Source organism: Microbacterium gawkjiense, from assembly GCF_031932225.1.
GTDB classification, from domain to species: Bacteria; Actinomycetota; Actinomycetes; order Actinomycetales; family Microbacteriaceae; genus Microbacterium; species Microbacterium gawkjiense.
The window spans coordinates 1,467,984-1,486,419 of record NZ_JAUZVV010000001.1 but is presented as its reverse complement, the minus strand read 5'-3'; the positions used below and the strand labels follow the sequence as shown (position 1 = coordinate 1,486,419).

The 18,436-nt window shown below is 72.1% G+C and carries 16 protein-coding genes; 8 read left to right on the top strand and 8 right to left on the bottom strand.

From position 1 onward, the window contains the following. Window position 1 precedes the first annotated feature (1 nt). From Q9S71_RS07210 to Q9S71_RS07185, 6 genes are read left to right on the top strand one after another with little or no spacing between them, the layout of a single operon-like run. Window positions 2–472 (top strand): ribose-5-phosphate isomerase, encoded by a 471-nt coding sequence (locus Q9S71_RS07210; protein ID WP_311861434.1) that lies wholly within the window; start codon window positions 2–4, stop codon window positions 470–472. Continuing rightward, window positions 472–1,236, top strand: a complete 765-nt coding sequence (locus Q9S71_RS07205) for a triose-phosphate isomerase (protein WP_311861432.1) — start codon at window positions 472–474, stop codon at window positions 1,234–1,236. Before Q9S71_RS07210 ends, Q9S71_RS07205 begins: the two co-directional genes overlap by 1 nt. Continuing rightward, entirely contained in the window at window positions 1,233–2,027 is a 795-nt protein-coding gene (locus tag Q9S71_RS07200) for a sugar phosphate isomerase/epimerase family protein (RefSeq protein WP_311861430.1), read from the top strand. The genes Q9S71_RS07205 and Q9S71_RS07200 overlap by 4 nt, the downstream gene beginning before the upstream one ends. Next, window positions 2,024–2,872 carry a phosphogluconate dehydrogenase C-terminal domain-containing protein gene (locus Q9S71_RS07195; RefSeq protein ID WP_311861428.1) on the top strand — a complete coding sequence of 283 codons (849 nt, stop codon included), beginning with the start codon at window positions 2,024–2,026 and terminating at the stop codon, window positions 2,870–2,872. The genes Q9S71_RS07200 and Q9S71_RS07195 overlap by 4 nt, the downstream gene beginning before the upstream one ends. Before the next feature lie 16 nt (window positions 2,873–2,888). Further along, window positions 2,889–3,644: an SDR family NAD(P)-dependent oxidoreductase gene (locus Q9S71_RS07190; protein ID WP_311861426.1), complete on the top strand. Its 756-nt coding sequence runs from the start codon at window positions 2,889–2,891 to the stop codon at window positions 3,642–3,644. 14 nt (window positions 3,645–3,658) lie between these two features. Beyond that, a complete protein-coding gene (locus Q9S71_RS07185; RefSeq protein WP_311861424.1) occupies window positions 3,659–5,362 on the top strand; it encodes a D-apionate lactonase family protein in 1,704 nt (567 codons plus the stop codon). A 99-nt stretch (window positions 5,363–5,461) separates the two neighbouring features. On the opposite strand, the gene Q9S71_RS07180 is transcribed toward Q9S71_RS07185, so the two are convergent. Together Q9S71_RS07180 and Q9S71_RS07175 are read right to left on the bottom strand one after the other, a co-directional pair. Further along, window positions 5,462–6,148: a response regulator transcription factor gene (locus Q9S71_RS07180; RefSeq protein WP_311861423.1), complete on the bottom strand. Its 687-nt coding sequence runs from the start codon at window positions 6,146–6,148 to the stop codon at window positions 5,462–5,464. After that, window positions 6,145–7,437, bottom strand: coding sequence for a sensor histidine kinase (locus Q9S71_RS07175; protein WP_311861421.1), 1,293 nt, complete (start codon window positions 7,435–7,437; stop codon window positions 6,145–6,147). The genes Q9S71_RS07180 and Q9S71_RS07175 overlap by 4 nt, the downstream gene beginning before the upstream one ends. Window positions 7,438–7,841: 404 nt before the next feature. Here Q9S71_RS07175 and Q9S71_RS07170 point away from each other — a divergent pair, with 404 nt between their 5' ends. Further along, window positions 7,842–7,979 carry a hypothetical protein gene (locus tag Q9S71_RS07170; RefSeq protein ID WP_197471649.1) on the top strand — a complete coding sequence of 46 codons (138 nt, stop codon included), beginning with the start codon at window positions 7,842–7,844 and terminating at the stop codon, window positions 7,977–7,979. An 8-nt stretch (window positions 7,980–7,987) separates the two neighbouring features. Here Q9S71_RS07170 and Q9S71_RS07165 read toward each other — a convergent pair whose 3' ends face one another. The 5 genes from Q9S71_RS07165 to ddaH are packed head-to-tail and all read right to left on the bottom strand — an operon-like array spanning window position 7,988 to window position 13,577. Further along, window positions 7,988–8,833, bottom strand: a complete 846-nt coding sequence (locus Q9S71_RS07165; protein WP_311861418.1) for a transglutaminase family protein — start codon at window positions 8,831–8,833, stop codon at window positions 7,988–7,990. Next, window positions 8,830–9,762 carry an alpha-E domain-containing protein gene (locus Q9S71_RS07160; protein ID WP_064003372.1) on the bottom strand — a complete coding sequence of 311 codons (933 nt, stop codon included), beginning with the start codon at window positions 9,760–9,762 and terminating at the stop codon, window positions 8,830–8,832. Before Q9S71_RS07160 ends, Q9S71_RS07165 begins: the two co-directional genes overlap by 4 nt. Beyond that, window positions 9,756–11,441, bottom strand: a complete 1,686-nt coding sequence (locus Q9S71_RS07155) for a circularly permuted type 2 ATP-grasp protein (protein ID WP_217528444.1) — start codon at window positions 11,439–11,441, stop codon at window positions 9,756–9,758. Before Q9S71_RS07155 ends, Q9S71_RS07160 begins: the two co-directional genes overlap by 7 nt. A 49-nt stretch (window positions 11,442–11,490) precedes the next feature. Then, window positions 11,491–12,714 (bottom strand): ornithine--oxo-acid transaminase, encoded by a 1,224-nt coding sequence (gene rocD / locus Q9S71_RS07150; RefSeq protein WP_311861416.1) that lies wholly within the window; start codon window positions 12,712–12,714, stop codon window positions 11,491–11,493. Next, a complete protein-coding gene (gene ddaH, locus Q9S71_RS07145) occupies window positions 12,711–13,577 on the bottom strand; it encodes a dimethylargininase (protein ID WP_311861415.1) in 867 nt (288 codons plus the stop codon). Before ddaH ends, rocD begins: the two co-directional genes overlap by 4 nt. Window positions 13,578–13,742: 165 nt before the next feature. Between ddaH and Q9S71_RS07140 the strand changes: the two genes are divergently transcribed. Then, complete coding sequence (locus Q9S71_RS07140; protein WP_311861413.1) at window positions 13,743–14,492, top strand: hypothetical protein; 750 nt, start codon at window positions 13,743–13,745, stop codon at window positions 14,490–14,492. Window positions 14,493–14,689: 197 nt separating this feature from the next. Here the strand turns inward: Q9S71_RS07140 and Q9S71_RS07135 are convergent, their stop codons facing one another. Next, the gene (locus tag Q9S71_RS07135) at window positions 14,690–18,400 is read right to left on the bottom strand and encodes a proline dehydrogenase family protein (protein ID WP_311861411.1); all 3,711 of its coding nucleotides are present in this window, start codon (window positions 18,398–18,400) and stop codon (window positions 14,690–14,692) included. Between the last annotated feature and the right edge of the window lie 36 nt (window positions 18,401–18,436).

Sequence of the window (18,436 nt, the reverse complement as noted above, 5' to 3'; positions counted from 1 at the left end):
CATGACCGGACCCCTGCGCATCGTGATCGGCAGCGACGACGCCGGTTACGACTACAAGGAGATCCTCAAGCGCGACCTCGAGCAGAACGACGGCGTGGTCTCCGTGGTCGACGTAGGGGTGGATGCCGACGGTCACACGGCGTACCCGAAGGTCGCCATCGCAGCGGCCGAGCGCGTCGCCAGCGGCGAGGCCGACCGAGCGCTGCTCATCTGCGGCACCGGCCTCGGCGTCGCGATCGCCGCCAACAAGGTCGCCGGCATCCGCGCTGTGACGGCGCACGATTCGTTCTCCGTCGAGCGGGGCGTGCTCTCGAACGACGCGCAGGTGCTGACGATGGGCCAGCGGGTGGTCGGCATCGAGCTCGCCCGCCGCCTCGTGCGCGAGTGGCTGACCTACCGGTTCGACCCCTCGTCGGCGTCGGCGTCGAAGGTCGCGGTCATCGGCGAGTACGAGAGCACCGGATCCTGCTGATGCCGCAGATCACGGTGGGGGTGAGCCTGAAGGCGTACTTCGGTCGCCGGCAGGCGCGCGTCTGGTTCGCCGGCGCGGCCGCGGTGCTGCGCGCGCACGAAGGCGTGCGTTCCGGCGCCGTCGAGGCGTTCGTCATCCCCACCTACCTCCAGCTCGACGACGCCGCGGGCGCGTTCGCCGGCATCCGCGTCCGCCTCGGTGTGCAGGATGTCTCCGGGTTCGAGCCCGGCGCGTACACGGGCGAGGTGACCGCCGCGGAGGTCGCCGAATCCGGTGTCGCCTACGCCGAGATCGGTCACGCCGAACGGCGCCGCCTCTTCGGCGAATCCGACGCCGACGTCGCTGCCAAGGCCGCTGCCGCCCTCCGCCACGGGGTGACCCCCGTGCTCTGCTTGGGCGAGGAGGAGCGAACGGATGCCGCCGGTGCCGCCGCGGCCACCGTCGCCCAGCTCGCGCGCAGCCTCGCCGGCGCCCCCGCCGGCCCGGTGCTCGTCGCGTACGAGCCCGTCTGGGCCATCGGCGCCCCTGCGCCCGCACCGATCGACCACATCGGGACGGTGACACGCTCGCTGCGCGCCGCCCTTCTTGCCGACGGCGATCGCTCGGGCTCGCGCGTCATCTATGGCGGCTCGGCGGGTCCAGGCCTCTTGACGGGGCTGGGCGGCGCGGTGGACGGCCTCTTCCTCGGTCGTTTCGCGCATGATCCCGAGGCGCTCGGCGACGTGCTGGACGAGGCGTACGCGCTCGCCCGGAGCGCGTCGTGATCGGGCTCGGCACCTACGCCTTCTTCTGGCAGCACTCCGATCGCGTCGACGAACCGCTCAGTGTCATCGGAGCGTTCGAGGCGACCCGCGCGCTCGACGTCGAGCTGTTCCAGATCTGCGACTACGCCCCCCTGACCGGGATGACCGACCGGGAGATCGCGGATGCCGCCCGCGCCGCCCGCACACTCGGCCTCACGATCGAACTCGGCACGAAGGGCATCGAGACCGCTCACCTCGAGCGCTTCCTCCGCATCGCCGACGTTTTCGATGCACGCCTCGTGCGCAGCATGGTGTTCGGCCCCGACTCCCACCCGACGCTCGACGACGCCGACGCGCTGCTGCGCGGCATCCTGCCCTCCTTCGAGGCAGCGGGGGTGACCCTGGCCCTCGAGACGTACGAGCTGATCGCGACGACCGATCTCGTGCGGCTCGTGCACGAGGCGGACAGCCCGAACCTCGGCATCTGCCTGGACCCCGCGAACGTCGTCGCGCGGTTGGAATCGCCACGCACCTGCGTCGAAGAGGCCGCCGAGGTGGTCGTGAATGTTCACGCGAAGGACTTCGCCTTCGCTCGACAGCCGGGCTGGGTCGGGTTCACCTACTCCGGCGCCCGCATGGGCGACGGCCTGCACGACTACCACCACCTCCTCGACACCGTCCGGCCGCGGGAGCGCGGCGTCAACGAGATCGTCGAGCACTGGTTGCCCTGGCAGGGCGACCCCGAGACCACCGTCCGCACCGAGCGGGACTGGACAAGCGCCACCCTGAACCACCTGAGGAGCCTCGAATGAGCCACACCATCGCCGTCATCGGCGCGGGAGGGAAGATGGGCATGCGCGTGTCCAACAACCTCGTGAAGACCGACCACGTCGTCCACTACGTCGAGAACTCGCCCGCCGGGCGCGAGCGGACCATCGCCGCCGGACGCGAGCTGACCGAAGCATCCGCCGCGGTCGCCGACGCCGACATCGTCGTGCTCGCGGTACCGGACCTCGCCCTCGGCGCGGTGACGGCCGACCTGGTCCCCCAGCTGACGTCCGGTGCCATCGTCCTCACACTCGACCCGGCCGCGGCCTACGCGGGACTTCTGACGACCCGCGAGGACGTCATCCAGGCCGTCGCGCACCCGTGCCACCCGTCGGTGTTCCTCGAGCGCACGACGAAGGAGGAGTGGGCCGACACCTTCGGTGGAATCGCCGCACCGCAGGACGCGATCGCCGCCGTCGAGTCCGACGACCCCGAGCACGCCCGCATCGTCGAGGAGACCGTCCGCGCGATCTACGCGCCGGTCATCGACGTGCACTTCGTCACCGTGAAGCAGCTCGCCCAACTCGAGCCGACCCTGGTCGAGACAGTCGCCTGCATGATCGGGTCCCTTCTCGACGAGGCGTTGAACGAGGCGATCCACACGATGGGCGTGCCCGAGGCGGCGGCCCGCAGCATCCTCTACGGGCACACCCAGGTCGCGCTCGCGAACGGCCTGCGCGGCGACAACCCGTTCAGCGACGCGTGCCTGATCGCGATGGACTACGGTCGCGAGAGCATCATCAAGGAGGACTGGAAGAAGATCTTCCGGGACGACGAGCTCGACAAGAACCTCGCGCGCATGCTCCACCTCGACCACATCGAGCGCTGATCCGGAGATGACCGACATGACACGACTCGCCGGGAGGACCGCCCTCGTCACCGGAGCCGCGCTCGGCATCGGCGCGGCCGTCGCCGAACGCTTCGCCCGCGAGGGCGCCCGCGTGATCCTCGCCGACCGCAACGGTGAGGGCGCGCAGACCGCCGCCGACCGCATCGGCGACGCCGCGATGGCGGTGACGATGGACATCTCCGATGAGGCCTCCGTGGCTGCCGGCTTCGCCGCCGCAACGGATGCGGGGTGGGCACCGAACGTGGTGGTGGCCAACGCCGGCATCCAGCTCTTCGGACAGGACGCCCCCGCCGCCGACCTCGACCTCGACGTCTGGCGCCGCACGATCGACGTCAACCTGACCGGCGCCTTCCTGACCGTGAAGTACGCGGTGCGGACGATGCTGACCCTGGGCGGTGGATCGATCATCCTCACCGGCAGCCCGACGGCCGTCAACGGCGAGGGCCGGGACTTCACGGCTTACAGCGCCTCGAAGGCCGGCGTGCACGGCCTCTCGCGCACCGTCGCGGCGGCGTACGCCGACCGCGGCATCCGGGTCAACACGGTGCAGCCCGCCTACACCGAGACACCGCTCGTCTCGGCGATCAGCGAGGATCCCGCCTCGCGCGCGGCGATCGTCGGCCGGATCCCGATCGGCCGCGCCGGGACGCCCGACGACGTCGCCGGGATCATGGTCTACCTCGCGAGCGACGACGGATCGTTCGCGACCGGCGCGACCTTCCAGGTCGACGGCGGGATGACCTCGCTCTGACGCGGGGCCGTGTCATGACCTGGTGGACCGAGGGGATGCCGTGGCGCAGCGGCCGCTGGTCGCTCGAGCTGCGCGGCGACGAGCTCGCCGACATCGCGATCGACGGGCGAGTGGTGCTGCGCAGCATCCGCGCCGTCGTCCGGGACGCCGATTGGGACACGGCCGACCTCGTCGTCGACCGGGTCCAGCCGCGGGACGAGACCCTCATGCTGCACGTGCGGTCCGCGGGTCTGGGCTCGTCGTTCACGGGTGTCGTGCGGGTCGAGGCGCGTCAGGCGCAGCTGCGGGTGATCCTCGACCTCGAGTCGGCGGCGGAGTTCGCCACGAACCGCACCGGTCTGGTCGTGCTGCACCCGCCCACACTCGCCGGCACGGCAGTCGAGGTGCGGCATCCGGACGGCACCCTCACTCGGAGCGCGTTCCCCCGCGAGATCAGCCCGCATCAGCCGGTGCGCGACGTCGCAGCACTGACGTGGCAGGTCGACGGCGCGACCGTCGATGTCGCGTTCGACGGCGACGTGTTCGAGATGGAGGACCAGCGCAACTGGACCGACGCCTCGTTCAAGACCTACAGCCGCCCCCTCGATCTTCCGTTCCCCTACCGCGTCAGCGCCGGCGGGCGGGTGCGGCAGTCGGTCGCGGTGTCGGTCGCGGGGAAGCTCGCGCCCGCACCGCCGGCATCCGACACGATCACCCTCCGACCCGGCGGCTCGTTCCCTGACATCCTCCTCGGGGCGGCGACGGCGCCCGATCCGGCCCCACCGGTCGAGCCGCTCGAAAACGGTGTGCTCGTCGAGCTCGACCTGCGCGTACCGTCCTGGCGGGCCGCCCTGGCCCGCGCCGCGGGGTCCGCTGCGCCGCTCGACGTCCGTTTCACCGGCATCGAGGATGCCGCAGAAACGGATGCCGCAGCCGCCGCCCTGCGAGGGCTCGACGTCCGCAGGGTGGGCGCCTTCGCCTCAGCCGGAGCCGCGGCCCACGTCTCGGATGCCGACACCGTCGCCGCGCTGCGCGCCGCCCTCGACCGTGCCGGCGTCACGGTGCCGGTGGTCGGCGGCTCGCGGTCGCACTTCACCGAGCTCAACCGGGAGCGCCACCGCCTGCCGAGCGATCTCGACGGCGTGACGACGACGGTGGCGCCGCTGTTCCACGCGACCGGCACGGAGCAGCTCGTCGAGTCGCTCGAGATGCAGCGGCTCGTCGCACGGCAGGCTGTCGCGGCGGCGGGGGGTGTCCCGGTGCACCTCGGACCGGTCTCGCTGCGTCCGCGCTTCAACAACGTCGCGACCCGCCCCGCACCCACCTCCCCGGCGACCGACTTGTCCGAGGGCTACGGCGCCCACCTGACGGGCACGCCGGACGAGCGACAGAGCGCGCCGGAACTTGCCGCCTGGACCGTCGCGAGCGCCGCTGCCCTCGCGGTGCCGGGTGTCGCATCGCTCGCCTACTTCGAGGAGTGGGGGCCCCGCGGCATCCGCTCCTCCGACGGCGGCGATCTGCCGGTCGCCGCCGCGGTCCGTGCCCTGTGCGATGGGGACGGCGGCGAACTGCTGTGGGGCGACAGCCCGGACGGGCTCGTGTGGGCGATCGGCCGGCGCTGCTCGGCGACGACGATCCTGGCCGCCAACCTCGACCGTCGGCCGCGATCCGTCACCCTGGAGGTCGTGGGGGACGTGCGCCGGGTCGAGCTCGAGCCCGGGACGTTCCGCGCGGTCTGAGCGGCGAGTGGAGGGACGCGAGACGTCGCCTTCCCCGAGGCGGCGCGACGACACGCGTTCCTGGAACACCGAGCGGATGCCGCGCCCCACCGCCCACGGTCACACCGAGCGCGCCGCCTCGTCGTCGAGCCGGTTGCGGGCGCCCCACAGCGCGAGCTGCGTGCGGTCCGCGAGGCCGGTCTTGCGCAGCGCGGACTGCAGCTGCGTGCGCACGGTGTGGACCGAGACGTGCAGCGCGGCCGCGATCGCCTCGTTCGCGGTCACCCCCGACGCGAGCATCGCGACGGCGCGACGCTCGGCGGGGCTGAGCGACTCGAGCAGGTCCAGGTCGGGCTTCGGCCCGCGGCGGCGGACGAACTCGCGCAGGACCGGCGTGATCGCCCGGGTCGAGACGACCGCCTCTCCGCGCGCGGCGGCGTAGACGGCGCCCACGAGCTGGTCGGCGTCGTAGCTCTTGAGCAGGTACCCGACGGCGCCGGCGTCGATCGCGTCGGTGATGTATCCGTCCACGGCGAAGCTCGTCATCACGATGACGGCCGGGGCAGGACCGCCGCCGTCCAGCAGCTCCCGCGTCGCGTCCGCACCGTTCAGGCCGGGCATCTGCATGTCCATGAGCACGACGTCCACCGCCTCGGCGCGTGCCACGCGCACCGCGTCGACACCGTTCGCGACCTCCCCCACGATCCGGATGCCGCCGGCCGCCTCCAACTGCAGGCGCAGCCCCTTGCGGACCGACCGGTTGTCGTCCGCGATGAGCACCCGGATGGGCGTCCGCGTCTCGGTCACGACCGCTCCGTCCCGCCCGAGCCGACGGGGATCTCGAACGCCAGCGTCCAGCCGCCCCCGGCATCCGTTCCCGCCGCGAACGTGCCCCCGAGGATCTCGACCCGTTCGCGCATGCCGCTCAGCCCCCAGCCGAGGCCCACGGCGCGACGCTGCCCGGCGTGATCGGGCGCCGCGTTGGCCACCGTGCCGACGAGACGGTCCGCGTCGTGGACGATCTCGATACGGACGGGCGCGCGCGGGGCGTGTTTGGCGGCATTCGTCAGAGCCTCCTGCACGCACCGGAAAGCGGTGGTCGAGACGACGGCGGGGAGCGCGTCGACGTCGCCGCGGATCGTGGCGTCGACGGTCGCGCCCCGTTCCCGCCAGAACGCGACGAGCTCGTCGAGGCTGCGGACATCCCGCGTCGTGCCGGAGGGGGCGACACCGCCCGCCCGCAGGTCGGCGAGCGCCCCCGCGAGACCTGCCGCCGCAAAGCGTCCCTCATCGCGGACGTCCTGCAGCAGGGCGAGCGCCTCGTCCGCGCGCGTCGGCGCGACGGTGAGGGCGGCGTCGGTCAGCGTGATGAGCCCCGCCAGGTGCTGGCCCGCGACGTCGTGCAGTTCCTGGGCGATGCGGGCGCGCTCGCGCTCCTGCGCCTCGGCGACGCGGTCCGCGTGCTCCTGCGTGGCGAGCTCCGCCTCCTCGCGGGCCTGCTGCACCCGGCGCGTCTTCGTCGTCCACCAGACCCCGAGCGCCGTGCCCGCGACCGCCGGCGCGGCGAGCGAGACGACGTTGGCCGCGACCCACCCGATCCCGACCGTCACCGACTCACCCGAGCCGAGCACGAACCAGAGCAGCACCGCGGATTCCACGACCACGACTGCTGCGCACCACGCGACCACGCGCGCGGTCGACACCCGGGTCGCGACGAGGAAGAGGGCGCCCGCGATGACGATGTGCATGCCCTGGACCCACGTCGGCACCCCCAGGCCCACCGCGAGTGCGAGGTGGACGGCGACGACGATCGCGACGGTCGTCCCCGGGCGGCGGGAGAACATCGTCAGCGCCGCCGCCTGCAGCGCGCACCCCGCGACCAGCAGCCCGTAGGTCGCAGGGATCGACGTCGGCAGCGGCCATTCGAGGTCGGGGGACTCCCACAGGGCGACGGTCGGCGTCGCGAGCACCTGGATGAGCGTCGCGATGAAGACCGTCGTCACGAACAGGAGTGACGCGCGCGTCGTCCCGAGCAGGACGAGAGGCGCCCGCAGCGCAGCCGGCGCTGACGGATCGGGGCGCGTCGAGAGGGTCATCGGCGGTGCTGCTTTCGGGGCTCGGGAGCGGATCGCTCGCTCAGGAGCCTGTCATGATCCGCCGCCGCGCAGGGCCATCCACGGCGGCGTCCGTGCATTAGTCACTCATTCGGATGAAACCCGACAGCCGATATGCGCGGGGCATGCGGGGCTGCGGCCCGCCTCCTCGCCCCGCAGCCGGGCACTTCCGCGCCGAGCACCCGGCGACGACCCGGCAGGCTCCCCTGTGGCACCCGCCGCCAGCACCCTAGGTTGACGTGTGGGGGAACCGACGTGCCAGGCTTCGACTCGTCGGCTCGGGGCCCAGCGACTTCGGGGGAAGTCCGGGCCCCGACTCCCCCACCACTCCGAGGGCACTGTCAAGGGGTCGGATGCCGCCGGTCGCCGCGCGTACCGTCGCGGCCATGAGCGACGCATCCCCCACTCCCGAGCAGGACGACCCGACCGGCGGCGACGAGACGACCGAACAGCAGCTCGACGCCGACAACGCCGTCGAGGAAGACACCCTCAAGACGCTCGACCCCGACGACTCCCCGGCCTGACCCGGCGGTCAGGCCTCGCGGGTGATGAGCACCCGCACCTCGAGACGGCTCTTGAACGGTCCCGCGTAGACCCCGCGCAGCGGCGGCACGTCGTTGTAGTCGCGCCCGCGCCCCACCGTGACGTGTCGGTCGCCGATCTCGGCGTCGTTGGTCGGGTCGAAGCCGTGCCAGGAGCCGGCGTACCACTCGATCCAGGCGTGCGACTCGCCGACCACCGGCACGCCCACCTCGGCGGTGGGGTTGGGGTGCAGGTACCCCGAGACGTACCGGGCCGGAATGCCGACCGAGCGCAGCGCGCCGAGCGCGATGTGCGCCATGTCCTGGCACACGCCCTTGCGCTCCGCCCACGCCTCCGCACCGGTGGACTGCACCTCGGTCGCGCCGGGCACGTACTCGACGGCCTCGCCGATGGCCGTCGCGATCGCGAGCGCCGCGTGCGACGGGTTCTCGTGCTGGGCCGCGATGCCCGACGCGAGCGCCGCGACCTCGGGATGCGGATCGGTGCGGCGCGTCTGCGACAGCATCTCGACCGTGCCGATCGACCGCTGCGCATCGCGCGAGAGGGCCTCCCACGACATGTCGGGGTGCGTGAGGGGCCGCGCGCGCACCTCGACGAGCGAGCGCGCCGTGATGTGCATCGCCGAGTGCTTCGCCAGCACGTCGAACGCCGCGACCCGCGTGCCGAAGTAGTCGACGTAGTAGTTCACGTTCGTCGAGGGCTCGATGTCGAGCTGCGAGCTGAGGACGAACTGGCTGTCGCTCGTCGTCGGCAGCATCCGTGCCTCGTTGTACGACGCCCCGACCTCGCCCGGGTAGTCGAAGCCCGTCGTGTGCTCGATGCGCAGCCGCTTCATGAGGTCTCTCCGATCCAGCTGGGTTCGGCCTGGGTGGGGAAGAAGCGCCCGCGGATCGCCTCGGACGCCTCCCGGGTGACCGATTGGACGCTCTGCATGTGGGCGGGGAGCTCGGCGAGGACCTCCTCGATCGGCCGGTACTCCAGCTCGTTGCGCATACGACCGAGCGCGCGCAGCACCGAGTTGGAGTGCCCGACGCGGTCGGCGACGGGGTCGATCGCGCTCATGCACTGCTCGGCGGTGCGGATGGAGTGGATGATCGAGCGCGGGAACAGCCGGTCGAGCAGCAGGAACTCGGCCGCGTTCTGCGAGCTCGGCATGCCGCGGTAGGTGCGCAGGTACGCCTCGTAGGCCCCGCACGAGCGCAGGATGGTCGTCCAGGACGGACCGGATGCCTCGGTCAGCGACCGCGTCGCCAGCATCCGCGCCGTCATGTCGGTGCGCTCGATGGCCCGACCGAGCGTGAAGAACTGCCAGGCCTCGTCGTGGCTCGTGGAGCTGTCGGTCACGCCGACAGCGAGCGCGGCCCGTTCGCGCACCCACTGGAAGAACTCGTGCGTCTTCTCGTCGTTGAGCCGTCGCGGCATCCGCGAGTACGTCGTGTTCAGCGTCTCCCAGAGCTCGGTCGAGACGATCTCGCGGGCGCGCCGGGCGTTCTCGCGCGCCGCCTGCAGGCAGTAGGCGATCGACGACGGGTTGGTGCGGTCGACGGCGAGGTTCGTCAGCACGGCGGCGCGCGTCACGGGCTGATCGCCGGCGGGGGTCACCGTGCCCATGACGCCCATGAGCGAGCGGCACGCGGTGTCCTCGTCGATCCACGGGTCCTCGAGCAGGAGCTGCAGGTGGACGTCGAGGATGCGGGCGGTGCCGTCGGAGCGCTCGATGTAGCGCCCGATCCAGAACAGGCTCTCGGCGATGCGGCTCAGCATGCGTCCTCACCTCCCGCGGTCTCGCGTCCCTGCTGCTGCTGCTCCTGCTGCTCGGCCGTCGCGCGGGGCCGGTCCTGCGGCGAGTGGTCCGGCTCGTCCTGGGCGTCGTAGATGATCGGGATGGCGGAGGTCGCCGTCGCCTGCTCGGCGACGAGGCCGGCGAGGGACTGCGACTGCCCGTACTCGCCGCGGTTCGGCGCGTCGCCGCCGACGATCCACGTGTCCTTCGACCCGCCGCCCTGGCTGGAGTTGACGACGAGCTGCCCCTCGGGCAGCGCGACGCGGGTGAGCCCGCCGGGGAGCACCCAGACCTCGTCGCCGTTGTTGACGGCGAACGGTCGCAGGTCCGCGTGGCGCGGCCGCATCCCGTCGTCGACCAGGGTCGGGATCGTCGAGAGCATGACGACCGGCTGCGCGATCCAGCCGCGGGGGTCGGCGAGGAGCTTCGAGCGCAGGGCGTCGAGCTCGGCGGGGCTCGCGTCGGGGCCGACGACGAGGCCCTTTCCGCCCGAGCCGTCGACGGGCTTCACGACGAGCTCGTCGAGGCGGTCGAGCACCTCTTCGAGCGCGCCCGGGTCCTCGAGCCGCCACGTGTCGACGTTCTTGAGGATGGGCTCCTCGGCGAGGTAGTACCGGATCAGATCGGGCACGTACGTGTAGAGCAGCTTGTCGTCGGCGACGCCGTTGCCGACCGCGTTCGCGATCGTGACGTTGCCCAGGCGCGCGGCCAGCATGAGCCCCGGGGCGCCGAGCATCGAGTCGGCGCGGAACTGCAGCGGATCGAGGAAGTCGTCGTCGACGCGGCGGTAGATGACGTCGACCCGGCGCGGACCGCGCGTGGTGCGCATGAAGACCTTGCCGCCCTGGCAGACGAGGTCGCGCCCCTCGACGAGTTCGACGCCCATGAGGCGGGCGAGCAGCGTGTGCTCGAAGTACGCGGAGTTGTAGACACCGGGGGTGAGGACGACGACGTTCGGATCGTCGACACCCGGAGGCGCGGAGTTGCGGAGCGCCTGCAGGAGCTTGTTCGGGTAGTCGCCGACGGGACGCACCCGCATCGAGACGAACAGCTCGGGCAGCGTCTGCGCCATGACCCGGCGGTTGGAGATGACGTAGCTCACGCCCGAGGGCACACGCACGTTGTCCTCCAGCACGCGCATCTCGCCGTGCTCGTCGCGGATGAGGTCGATGCCGGCGACCTGGATGCGGACGCCGTTGGCGGAGCGGATGCCGGCCGCCTGCCGGTAGAAGTACTGCGACGACGCGATCAGCTTCGCCGGCAGCACGCCGTCGCGGACGACGTGCTGGTGGCCGTACGCGTCGTCGAGGAACGCCTCGAGCGCACGGACGCGCTGCTGCACGCCCTTCTCGATGCGCGACCACTCGTCGTAGGCGATGACCCGGGGCACGGCATCCAGCGGAAACGGTCGTTCCTCGCCCGCGAAGTCGAACGTGACGCCCTGTGCGAGGTACGAGCTCGCGAGGGATTCGGTGCGCCCCCGCAGCTCTTCCTGCGTCATCTGCGCGAGGGCCTGATAGAGCTCGCGGTAGGTCGAACGCGACTGCGCCGCCTCGCCGGGATGCGCCACCTCGGCGAACATCTCGTCGAACGCGGGGACGCCGGAAGGGGTCTTGCGCGGCGCCAGCGTGGAGCCGTATCCGTCGAAGAGGTCACCCATGCGACGAGCCTAATCCGGGCGGTGTTGCCGGAGTGTTTCGCCCCGCGGGTCAGCCTTCCAGGGCGAGGCGCAACTGCTCGACGGCCCAGTCGATCTCGGTGGCACGGATGACCAGCGGCGGCGCCATGCGGATGGTCTGCCCGTGCGTGTCCTTGACGAGGACTCCCCGCGCGAGCAGCCGCTCGGCGACCTGGCGGCCGGTGCCGACGGCCGGGTCGATGTCGACGCCCGCCCAGAGGCCCGCGACGCGGATCGCGGTGACACCCGACCCGAGGAGAGGTTCGAGCCGCGCACGCAGGTGGTCGCCGAGCGACAGTGCTCGCTTCTGCAGGTCGCCGGTGCGGAGCAGGTCGACGACGGCGAGACCGACGGCCGCCGCGAGCGGGTTGCCGCCGAAGGTCGAGCCGTGCTCGCCGGGGTGGATGACCCCCAGCACGTCTCGATCGCCCACGACGGCGGACACGGGGAGGATGCCGCCGCCCAGCGCCTTTCCGAGCAGGTACAGATCGGGGACGACACCCTCGCGCTCGCACGCGAACGTGGTGCCGACCCGCCCGAGGCCGGACTGGATCTCATCGGCGATGAACAGCACGTTCGCCGCGGTGCACGCCTCGCGGACGGCGCGGAGGTATCCGTCCGGCGGGATCACGACGCCCGCCTCGCCCTGGATCGGCTCGATGAGGACGGCGGCGGTGTTCTCGTCGATCGCGGCGGTGAGGGCCGCGGCATCCCCGTAGGGCACGATCTCGAACCCGGGCGCGAACGGCCCGAAGCCGTCTCGGGCCTGCGGGTCGTCGCTGAAACCCACGATGGTCGTCGTGCGGCCGTGGAAGTTGCCGGCCGCGACGACGATCTTCGCCGCCCCGTCAGGCACCCCCTTCACGCGGTACGCCCACGCCCGCGCCACCTTGATGCCGGTCTCGACGGCTTCGGCGCCCGTGTTCATCGGGAGGACCATGTCCTTGCCGGCGAGGGCGGCGAGCGCGTCGGCGAAGGCGCCGAGGCGGTCGTTGTGGAACGCTCGGCTGGTGAGGGTCAGTCGCCCGAGCTGCTCGGTCGCCGCGGCGACGAGGGCGGGATGCCGGTGCCCGAAGTTCAGGGCCGAGTACGCCGACAGCAGGTCGAGGTAGCGCCGCCCCTCGACGTCGGTGACCCACGACCCCTCACCCTCGGCGACCACGACGGGCAGGGGGTGGTAGTTGTGCGCCACGTGGGCTTCTTCGCCCGCGATGAGATCTGCGGACGGGGTCGTCTGGGGCCGGACGTCGGTCATCGCGCACCTCCGCGCAGTTCGAGCGTGCAGCACTTGATGCCGCCGCCGCCGAGCAGGAGCTCGGACAGATCGATGGGGACGGGGATGTAACCGCGCTCCTCGAGCTGCGCGGCGAAGCCGGTGGCGCGGGGCGAGACGAAGACATGGAGGCCGTCGCTGGCCGCGTTCAGCCCGAAGACGGCACCGTCGGCATCCGACACGTGGATGGCGTCGGGGTAGCGCTCGGCGAGCACCCGCTGCGACGCCTCGTCGAACGCGGACGGCAGGTAGGCGATGTTCGCCCGCTCGACTCCCGTGGGGCCCTCGACGGGATCCAGGACGGTGATGGCCGTGTCGAGGTGGTAGAACCGCGGATCGACGAGGCGCAGTGACACCACCTCGCGCCCGAAGACCTCGGCGAGTTCGCGGTGACTGTCCCCGACCGACCGGAATCCGGTGCCCGCGAGGATCGTGTCGCCGACGAGCAGGAAGTCACCCTCGCCCTCCTGCACCTCGACGGGCTCGACGACCTCGAAGCCGTGGACGGCGAACCAGTCCATGAAGGGCCGCTCCTCGCCGCGACGCTCGTCGACGCGGAAGCGGACGCCCAACGCGCGGCCGTCGACGATGAATCCGCCGTTCGCGGTGTAGACCATGTCGGGCAGCCCCGGCACCGGATCGATGAGCTCGACCTCGTGCCCGAGCGCGACGTAGGCGTCGTACAGCGCCTGCCACTGGCGCACGGCCTTCGCGGTGTCGGTGGGGTTCGCCGGATCCATCCAGGGGTTGATCCGGTACGACACCGTGAAGTGCTCGGGGCGGCACATGAGGTAGCGGCGGCGCTGGGCGATCCGCAGAGGCACCGTGTCGTTCTGCGTCGTCATTCTCGCTCCTCGTTCCCGGGGCGGCGGACGCTGTCCAGAGGCCCGACGGAGCTTGCAGAAGCCGACGAATAGGGCACGCCGGGATCCATCATGCCAGGTCGATCCGAGAGGGCGACGGTGGACAGGCGCCTCGGATGCATGCCGATGAATGACAGGATGCAGAGCATGGCCAGACGCACGGGTGAACAGACGAAGACCCTCCTGCTGCGCACCGGCATGCAGATGCTCCTCGAGCGCGGCGTCAGTGCCGGCGTCCAGCACATCCGACTGCAGGACGTCCTCCGCCGCGCGGGACTCACCACCGGGGCGGCCTACCGACTCTGGAGCGACCAGGCCGACTACCACCGCGAGCTCGCCGTCGCCATGATGCGGATGCGCGTGGCCGGCCCCGCCGATGCGATGCGTGCCCAGGTCGAGGAGCTCATCGGCGAAGAGGTCACCGGCGAGGAGATCATCCGCCAGGCGGCCCGGCAGCACGTCCTCGCCGCGGAGCTGTCCACCGAGGACCCGACCGATCTGCTCGAGGCGCAGTCGTTCCGGGTGGCTTTGGCGCTGCGGACGGCTGCGGACACCTGGCCGGAGCTCACCGAGGCCAGCCACGAGCGTCACCGCGAGTCCATCCGGGCCTTCACCGAGCTCTACCAGTACGTCATCGACGCCTACGGGATGCGCATGCGCGAGGGGCTGACGATCGACGATTTCGCCGAGGCGATGGCGGCGATGGCCGAGGGCTTCGCCATCCGGTCCCTCGAACGGATCCCGCACCCGACGTTCCGTCTGTCGGGCGCGGACGGCACACCGACCGGCGAGTGGACGCTGCTGGGGCTCACGGTGCGCGCGCTCGTCGACTCGTTCATGGTGCCGCGGGAGGACGCCGACCCCGACGCCTACGCCCGTCGTCCGCACCACTCCTGAGCCGCTGGGACGAAAGATGCCCCGGGCCGAGGACGCCAGGTCCTCGATCCGGGGCGACACTCCCCCCGGAGTGTTCTCGTGCGCCTCCCCCAGAAGCGCACGAGGACAGTCAACAGGGTGGACGGACGCCGCACCAGAAAGATAAGTTGTTTTCTTCTTCGGATGGATAAATCGTTCGTCGGCCGCCCCGCCCGGTCTCAGATGACGGCTTCGCTCCACCGGTCGGGGTTGCCGAAGCGGTGCGCCGTGATCGTGATCGACTGCTCGCGCAGGAACGGGAGCAGTTCGATCCGCCCGGCCTGAGTGACCTCGTCGGCGTAGACGGCCAGATCCGGATCGCCCGAGATCGCCGCGGCGAGCGCGGTGCGCACGTCGCCCGCCTGCTCCGGCGGCCCCACCAGGCGCACCCGGTCGGCCCGCGCGGGAACGCCCTCCGCGCGGGGCGCCGCCATCCGCGCGATCCAGTCCTCGTCCGATTCGACGAACACCGCCACCTCGAGCGCGCCGAGCGCCTGTCGCACGGTGGCGGGCAGTCCCGCGGGCGTGCTGACGGTGAACGTCGAGCGGGCGCGGACGGCGGCGATGATCGCGCGCACGAGGGTCTGCGGCGCGGCATCCGTCGTCGATCGGATCTCGACGCTCGCCGGACGGTACCGGAAGAGATTGCGCTCGACGCCCAGGTGCGAGACGTCGACGACCTTGCCGAAGGTGCGGTCCCACGCGACGGCGTCGGACAACGCCGCACGGCGCAGCCACTCGAACGCCTCGTAGCCCAGGGCGGGCTGGGCCGCCTCGATGACGTCGGCGATCGACGAGTCGAGCCCCTTGAGGTGCAGCGTCGACGACGCCGCCACCCCCGCGGTCGGCCGCCAGGAACCGAGTCCGACGAGGTGGTTCGGACCGCCGGCCTTCGCGCCGCCGCCGACGGAGGACCGCTTCCAGCCGCCGAACGGCTGACGCTGGACGATCGCACCCGTCGTGCCGCGGTTGACGTAGAGGTTGCCCGCTTCGACCCGGTCGAGCCACACGGCGAGGTCGTCGGGGTTCTGCGTATAGAGCCCCGCGGTGAGGCCGTAGTCGACCGCGTTCTGCAGCTCGATCGCGTGCTCGAGCGACCGCGCGTGCATGACCCCCAGGACGGGGCCGAAGAACTCCTCGAGGTGCACCCGCGAGCCCGGCTTCACCCCGGTGCGGATGCCGGGGGTCCAGAGCCGTCCGCCGTAGCGCTGGTGCGGCAGTTCGCGCGGCTCGACGAGCCACTCCTCGTCCTCGTCGAGGGTCGTCAGCGCCCAGGCGAGCTTGCCGGTCGGGGCCTCGACGAGGGGGCCGACCTCGGTCAGCGGGTCCTCGGGCGCGCCCACGCGGAGCGAGGTCGCGGCATCCACCAACTGACGGCGGAACCGCTGCGACCGGGCGACCGGACCGACGAGGATCGCGAGCGAGGCGGCGGAGCATTTCTGTCCCGCGTGGCCGAACGCCGAACGGACGAGATCGGATGCCGCCAGGTCGAGGTCGGCCGAGGGCATCACGATCATGGCGTTCTTGCCGCTCGTCTCGGCCTGCAGGGCGAGGTCCGGACGCCAGGAGCGGAAGAGCGCGGCCGTCTCGAAGGACCCCGTGAGGATGACGCGGTCCACCGACGGGTGGGTGATGAGCTGCGTGCCGAGGCCGCCTTCGTCGAGATCGACGAGGGCGAGGATGTCGCGGCCGACGGCGGCGCCGTCCAAAGCCTCCCAGATCGCTTCGGCCACCACCGCCGCGCAGCGGCGCGCCTGAGGCGCGGGCTTGAAGACGACACCCGAGCCCGCCGCGAGGGCGGCGAGCGCGCCGCCGGCGGGGATCGCGACCGGGAAGTTCCACGGCGGTGTGACGACCGTCACCCGGTCGGGGACGAAAACGGCACCGCTCACCCGGTCGAGCTCGCGCGCGGTCGCAGCGTAGTAGCGGGCGAAATCGACGGCTTCGCTCACCTCGACGTCGGCCTCGGCGAGTGTCTTGCCGGTCTCGGATGCCGCGACCTCGATCAACTCGGCGCGGCGACGTTCGAGCGCGCCGGCCGCACGGAGGAGGACCTCGGCGCGATCGGCGGCGGGCAGCGAGCCCCATGCGCCGGCCGCCGAACCCACGCGGCCGAGCAGGGCCTCGAGCTCGGACTCGGCGCCGATGCGGGCTGCGGCGATCGCGGCATCCCCCGCCGTCGACGACGGGACACGGCCGAGGATCTCGCGCGCCCACGCGCGGTTCGCGGGGAGGGCGGGGTCGGTGTCGGCGGCGTTGCGGAAACCGGGGGCGCCCGCGGCGGCGGCGCTCTCGCGCGGCGAGAAGACGGCGGTCTCGACGAACGCGTCGCCGCCGAACCCACCGGGCAGGCCGGCCGGCTGCGTCTCGTCGGGGTCCGCCGGGCGCGCGTCCTTCGCGGCGATGCCGAGGACGACCTGCGTGAGGGCGGCGTCGTCGGAGGGCGCGGGGGCCGCGGCATCCGTCGTCACCGTCACCTCGTCGGCGGCTGCCGCCGTGCGGTCCTGGCGGCGCCGGGGTCCGGTCACCAGCGTGCGGTCGGCGGCGCGGTCGATGGATGCCGCGAACCGGTCGCGCTCGCGCACGAACATCGCCCGGTCGTAGGCGAGGTCGAACGCGGCGGAGAGGAAGTTCTCGCTCGAGGCGTTCTCCTCGAGCCGGCGGACGAGGTAGCTGATCGCGACGTCGAACTCGTCGGGCCGCACGACGGGGACGTAGAGCAGCACGTGCCCGACCTCGCGGGCGACGGCCTGCACCTGGCCCTGCGCCATGCCGAGGAGCATCTCGACCTCGACGTCGCGCTGCACCCCGCGCTCGCCGGCGAGCAGCCACGCGTACGCGATGTGGAAGAGGTTGTGTCCGGCGACGCCGATCCGCACCGCCTGGGTGTTCTCGGGGCGCAGCGCCTCGTCGAGGCAGCGTACATAGTTCGCGTCGGTGTCGAGCTTGGAGTCGTAGGGGGCGGTGGGCCAGTCGTGCATGACCGCGTCGACGTGCTCCATCGCGAGGTTCGCACCCTTGACGAGGCGGATCTTGATGCGGGCGCCGCCGGCCCCGACGCGCTCGCGCGCCCACGCGGTGAGGGTTCGGAGGGCGGGGAGGGCGTCGGGCAGGTAGGCCTGCAGCACGATGCCGGCCTCGAGGCCCTTCAGGCGCGGGTCGTCCAGCACCCGCATGAACACGGCCATCGTCAGGTCGAGGTCGCGGTACTCCTCCATGTCGAGGTTGAGGAACGTGCCGTCCTCGGCCGCCGACAGGTAGAGGGGGCGCAGCCGCTCGACGACGCGATCCACGATCTCGTCGAACGCCCACATCGAGAGATGGCTCGCGATCGCCGAGACCTTCACCGAGACGTAGTCGACGTCGTCGCGCCGGACGAGCTCGTGGATCCCCTCGAGGCGTCGGAGGGCCTCGGCCTCGCCGAGCACCGCCTCGCCGAGGAGGTTGAGGTTGAGCCGCGCCCCCGACTCGCGCAGAGTCTGCAGAGCGGGACCGAGCTTGTCGGGCCGGGCGTCGACGATGAGGTGTCCCACCATCTCGCGCAGCACGCGGCGGGCGATGGGGACGACGGGCGTCGGGAGGACGGGGGCGACGACGCCGCCCGTCCGCACGGCTGCCCGGAGGTACCAGGGCAGGAAGGCGGGGGCGAGCGGCGCGACACGCTGCAGGTTGGTGGCCGCGGCGGTGAGGGACTCCGGTCGCATCACCCCGTCGACGAAGCCGAGGGTGAACGGCAGGCCGTTCGGGTCCTTCAACACCCCCGCCAGACGCTCGGCCGACGGGTCGACGGTGACCTCGGCGGATTCGGCGACCCAGCGCTCCGCGAGGGCGATGGCCCGCTCGGCGAGGTCGGAGGAGGGCGCTTGTGGCGCGACAGAGCTGTCCGACATGACGCTCAGCCTATGCGCGCCTCCGGCCGCCGGGGC

Coding starts and splice junctions, on each gene's coding strand:
- Q9S71_RS07155 (WP_217528444.1), bottom strand. CDS start 11,441: ATGGGTGACCTCTTCGACGGATACGGCTCCACGCTGGCGCCGCGCAAG.
- Q9S71_RS07185 (WP_311861424.1), top strand. CDS start 3,659: ATGACCTGGTGGACCGAGGGGATGCCGTGGCGCAGCGGCCGCTGGTCG.
- Q9S71_RS07160 (WP_064003372.1), bottom strand. CDS start 9,762: ATGCTGAGCCGCATCGCCGAGAGCCTGTTCTGGATCGGGCGCTACATC.
- Q9S71_RS07165 (WP_311861418.1), bottom strand. CDS start 8,833: ATGAAGCGGCTGCGCATCGAGCACACGACGGGCTTCGACTACCCGGGC.
- Q9S71_RS07175 (WP_311861421.1), bottom strand. CDS start 7,437: ATGACCCTCTCGACGCGCCCCGATCCGTCAGCGCCGGCTGCGCTGCGG.
- Q9S71_RS07205 (WP_311861432.1), top strand. CDS start 472: ATGCCGCAGATCACGGTGGGGGTGAGCCTGAAGGCGTACTTCGGTCGC.
- Q9S71_RS07195 (WP_311861428.1), top strand. CDS start 2,024: ATGAGCCACACCATCGCCGTCATCGGCGCGGGAGGGAAGATGGGCATG.
- Q9S71_RS07135 (WP_311861411.1), bottom strand. CDS start 18,400: ATGTCGGACAGCTCTGTCGCGCCACAAGCGCCCTCCTCCGACCTCGCC.
- Q9S71_RS07170 (WP_197471649.1), top strand. CDS start 7,842: ATGAGCGACGCATCCCCCACTCCCGAGCAGGACGACCCGACCGGCGGC.
- Q9S71_RS07140 (WP_311861413.1), top strand. CDS start 13,743: ATGGCCAGACGCACGGGTGAACAGACGAAGACCCTCCTGCTGCGCACC.
- Q9S71_RS07190 (WP_311861426.1), top strand. CDS start 2,889: ATGACACGACTCGCCGGGAGGACCGCCCTCGTCACCGGAGCCGCGCTC.
- rocD (WP_311861416.1), bottom strand. CDS start 12,714: ATGACCGACGTCCGGCCCCAGACGACCCCGTCCGCAGATCTCATCGCG.
- Q9S71_RS07210 (WP_311861434.1), top strand. CDS start 2: ATGACCGGACCCCTGCGCATCGTGATCGGCAGCGACGACGCCGGTTAC.
- ddaH (WP_311861415.1), bottom strand. CDS start 13,577: ATGACGACGCAGAACGACACGGTGCCTCTGCGGATCGCCCAGCGCCGC.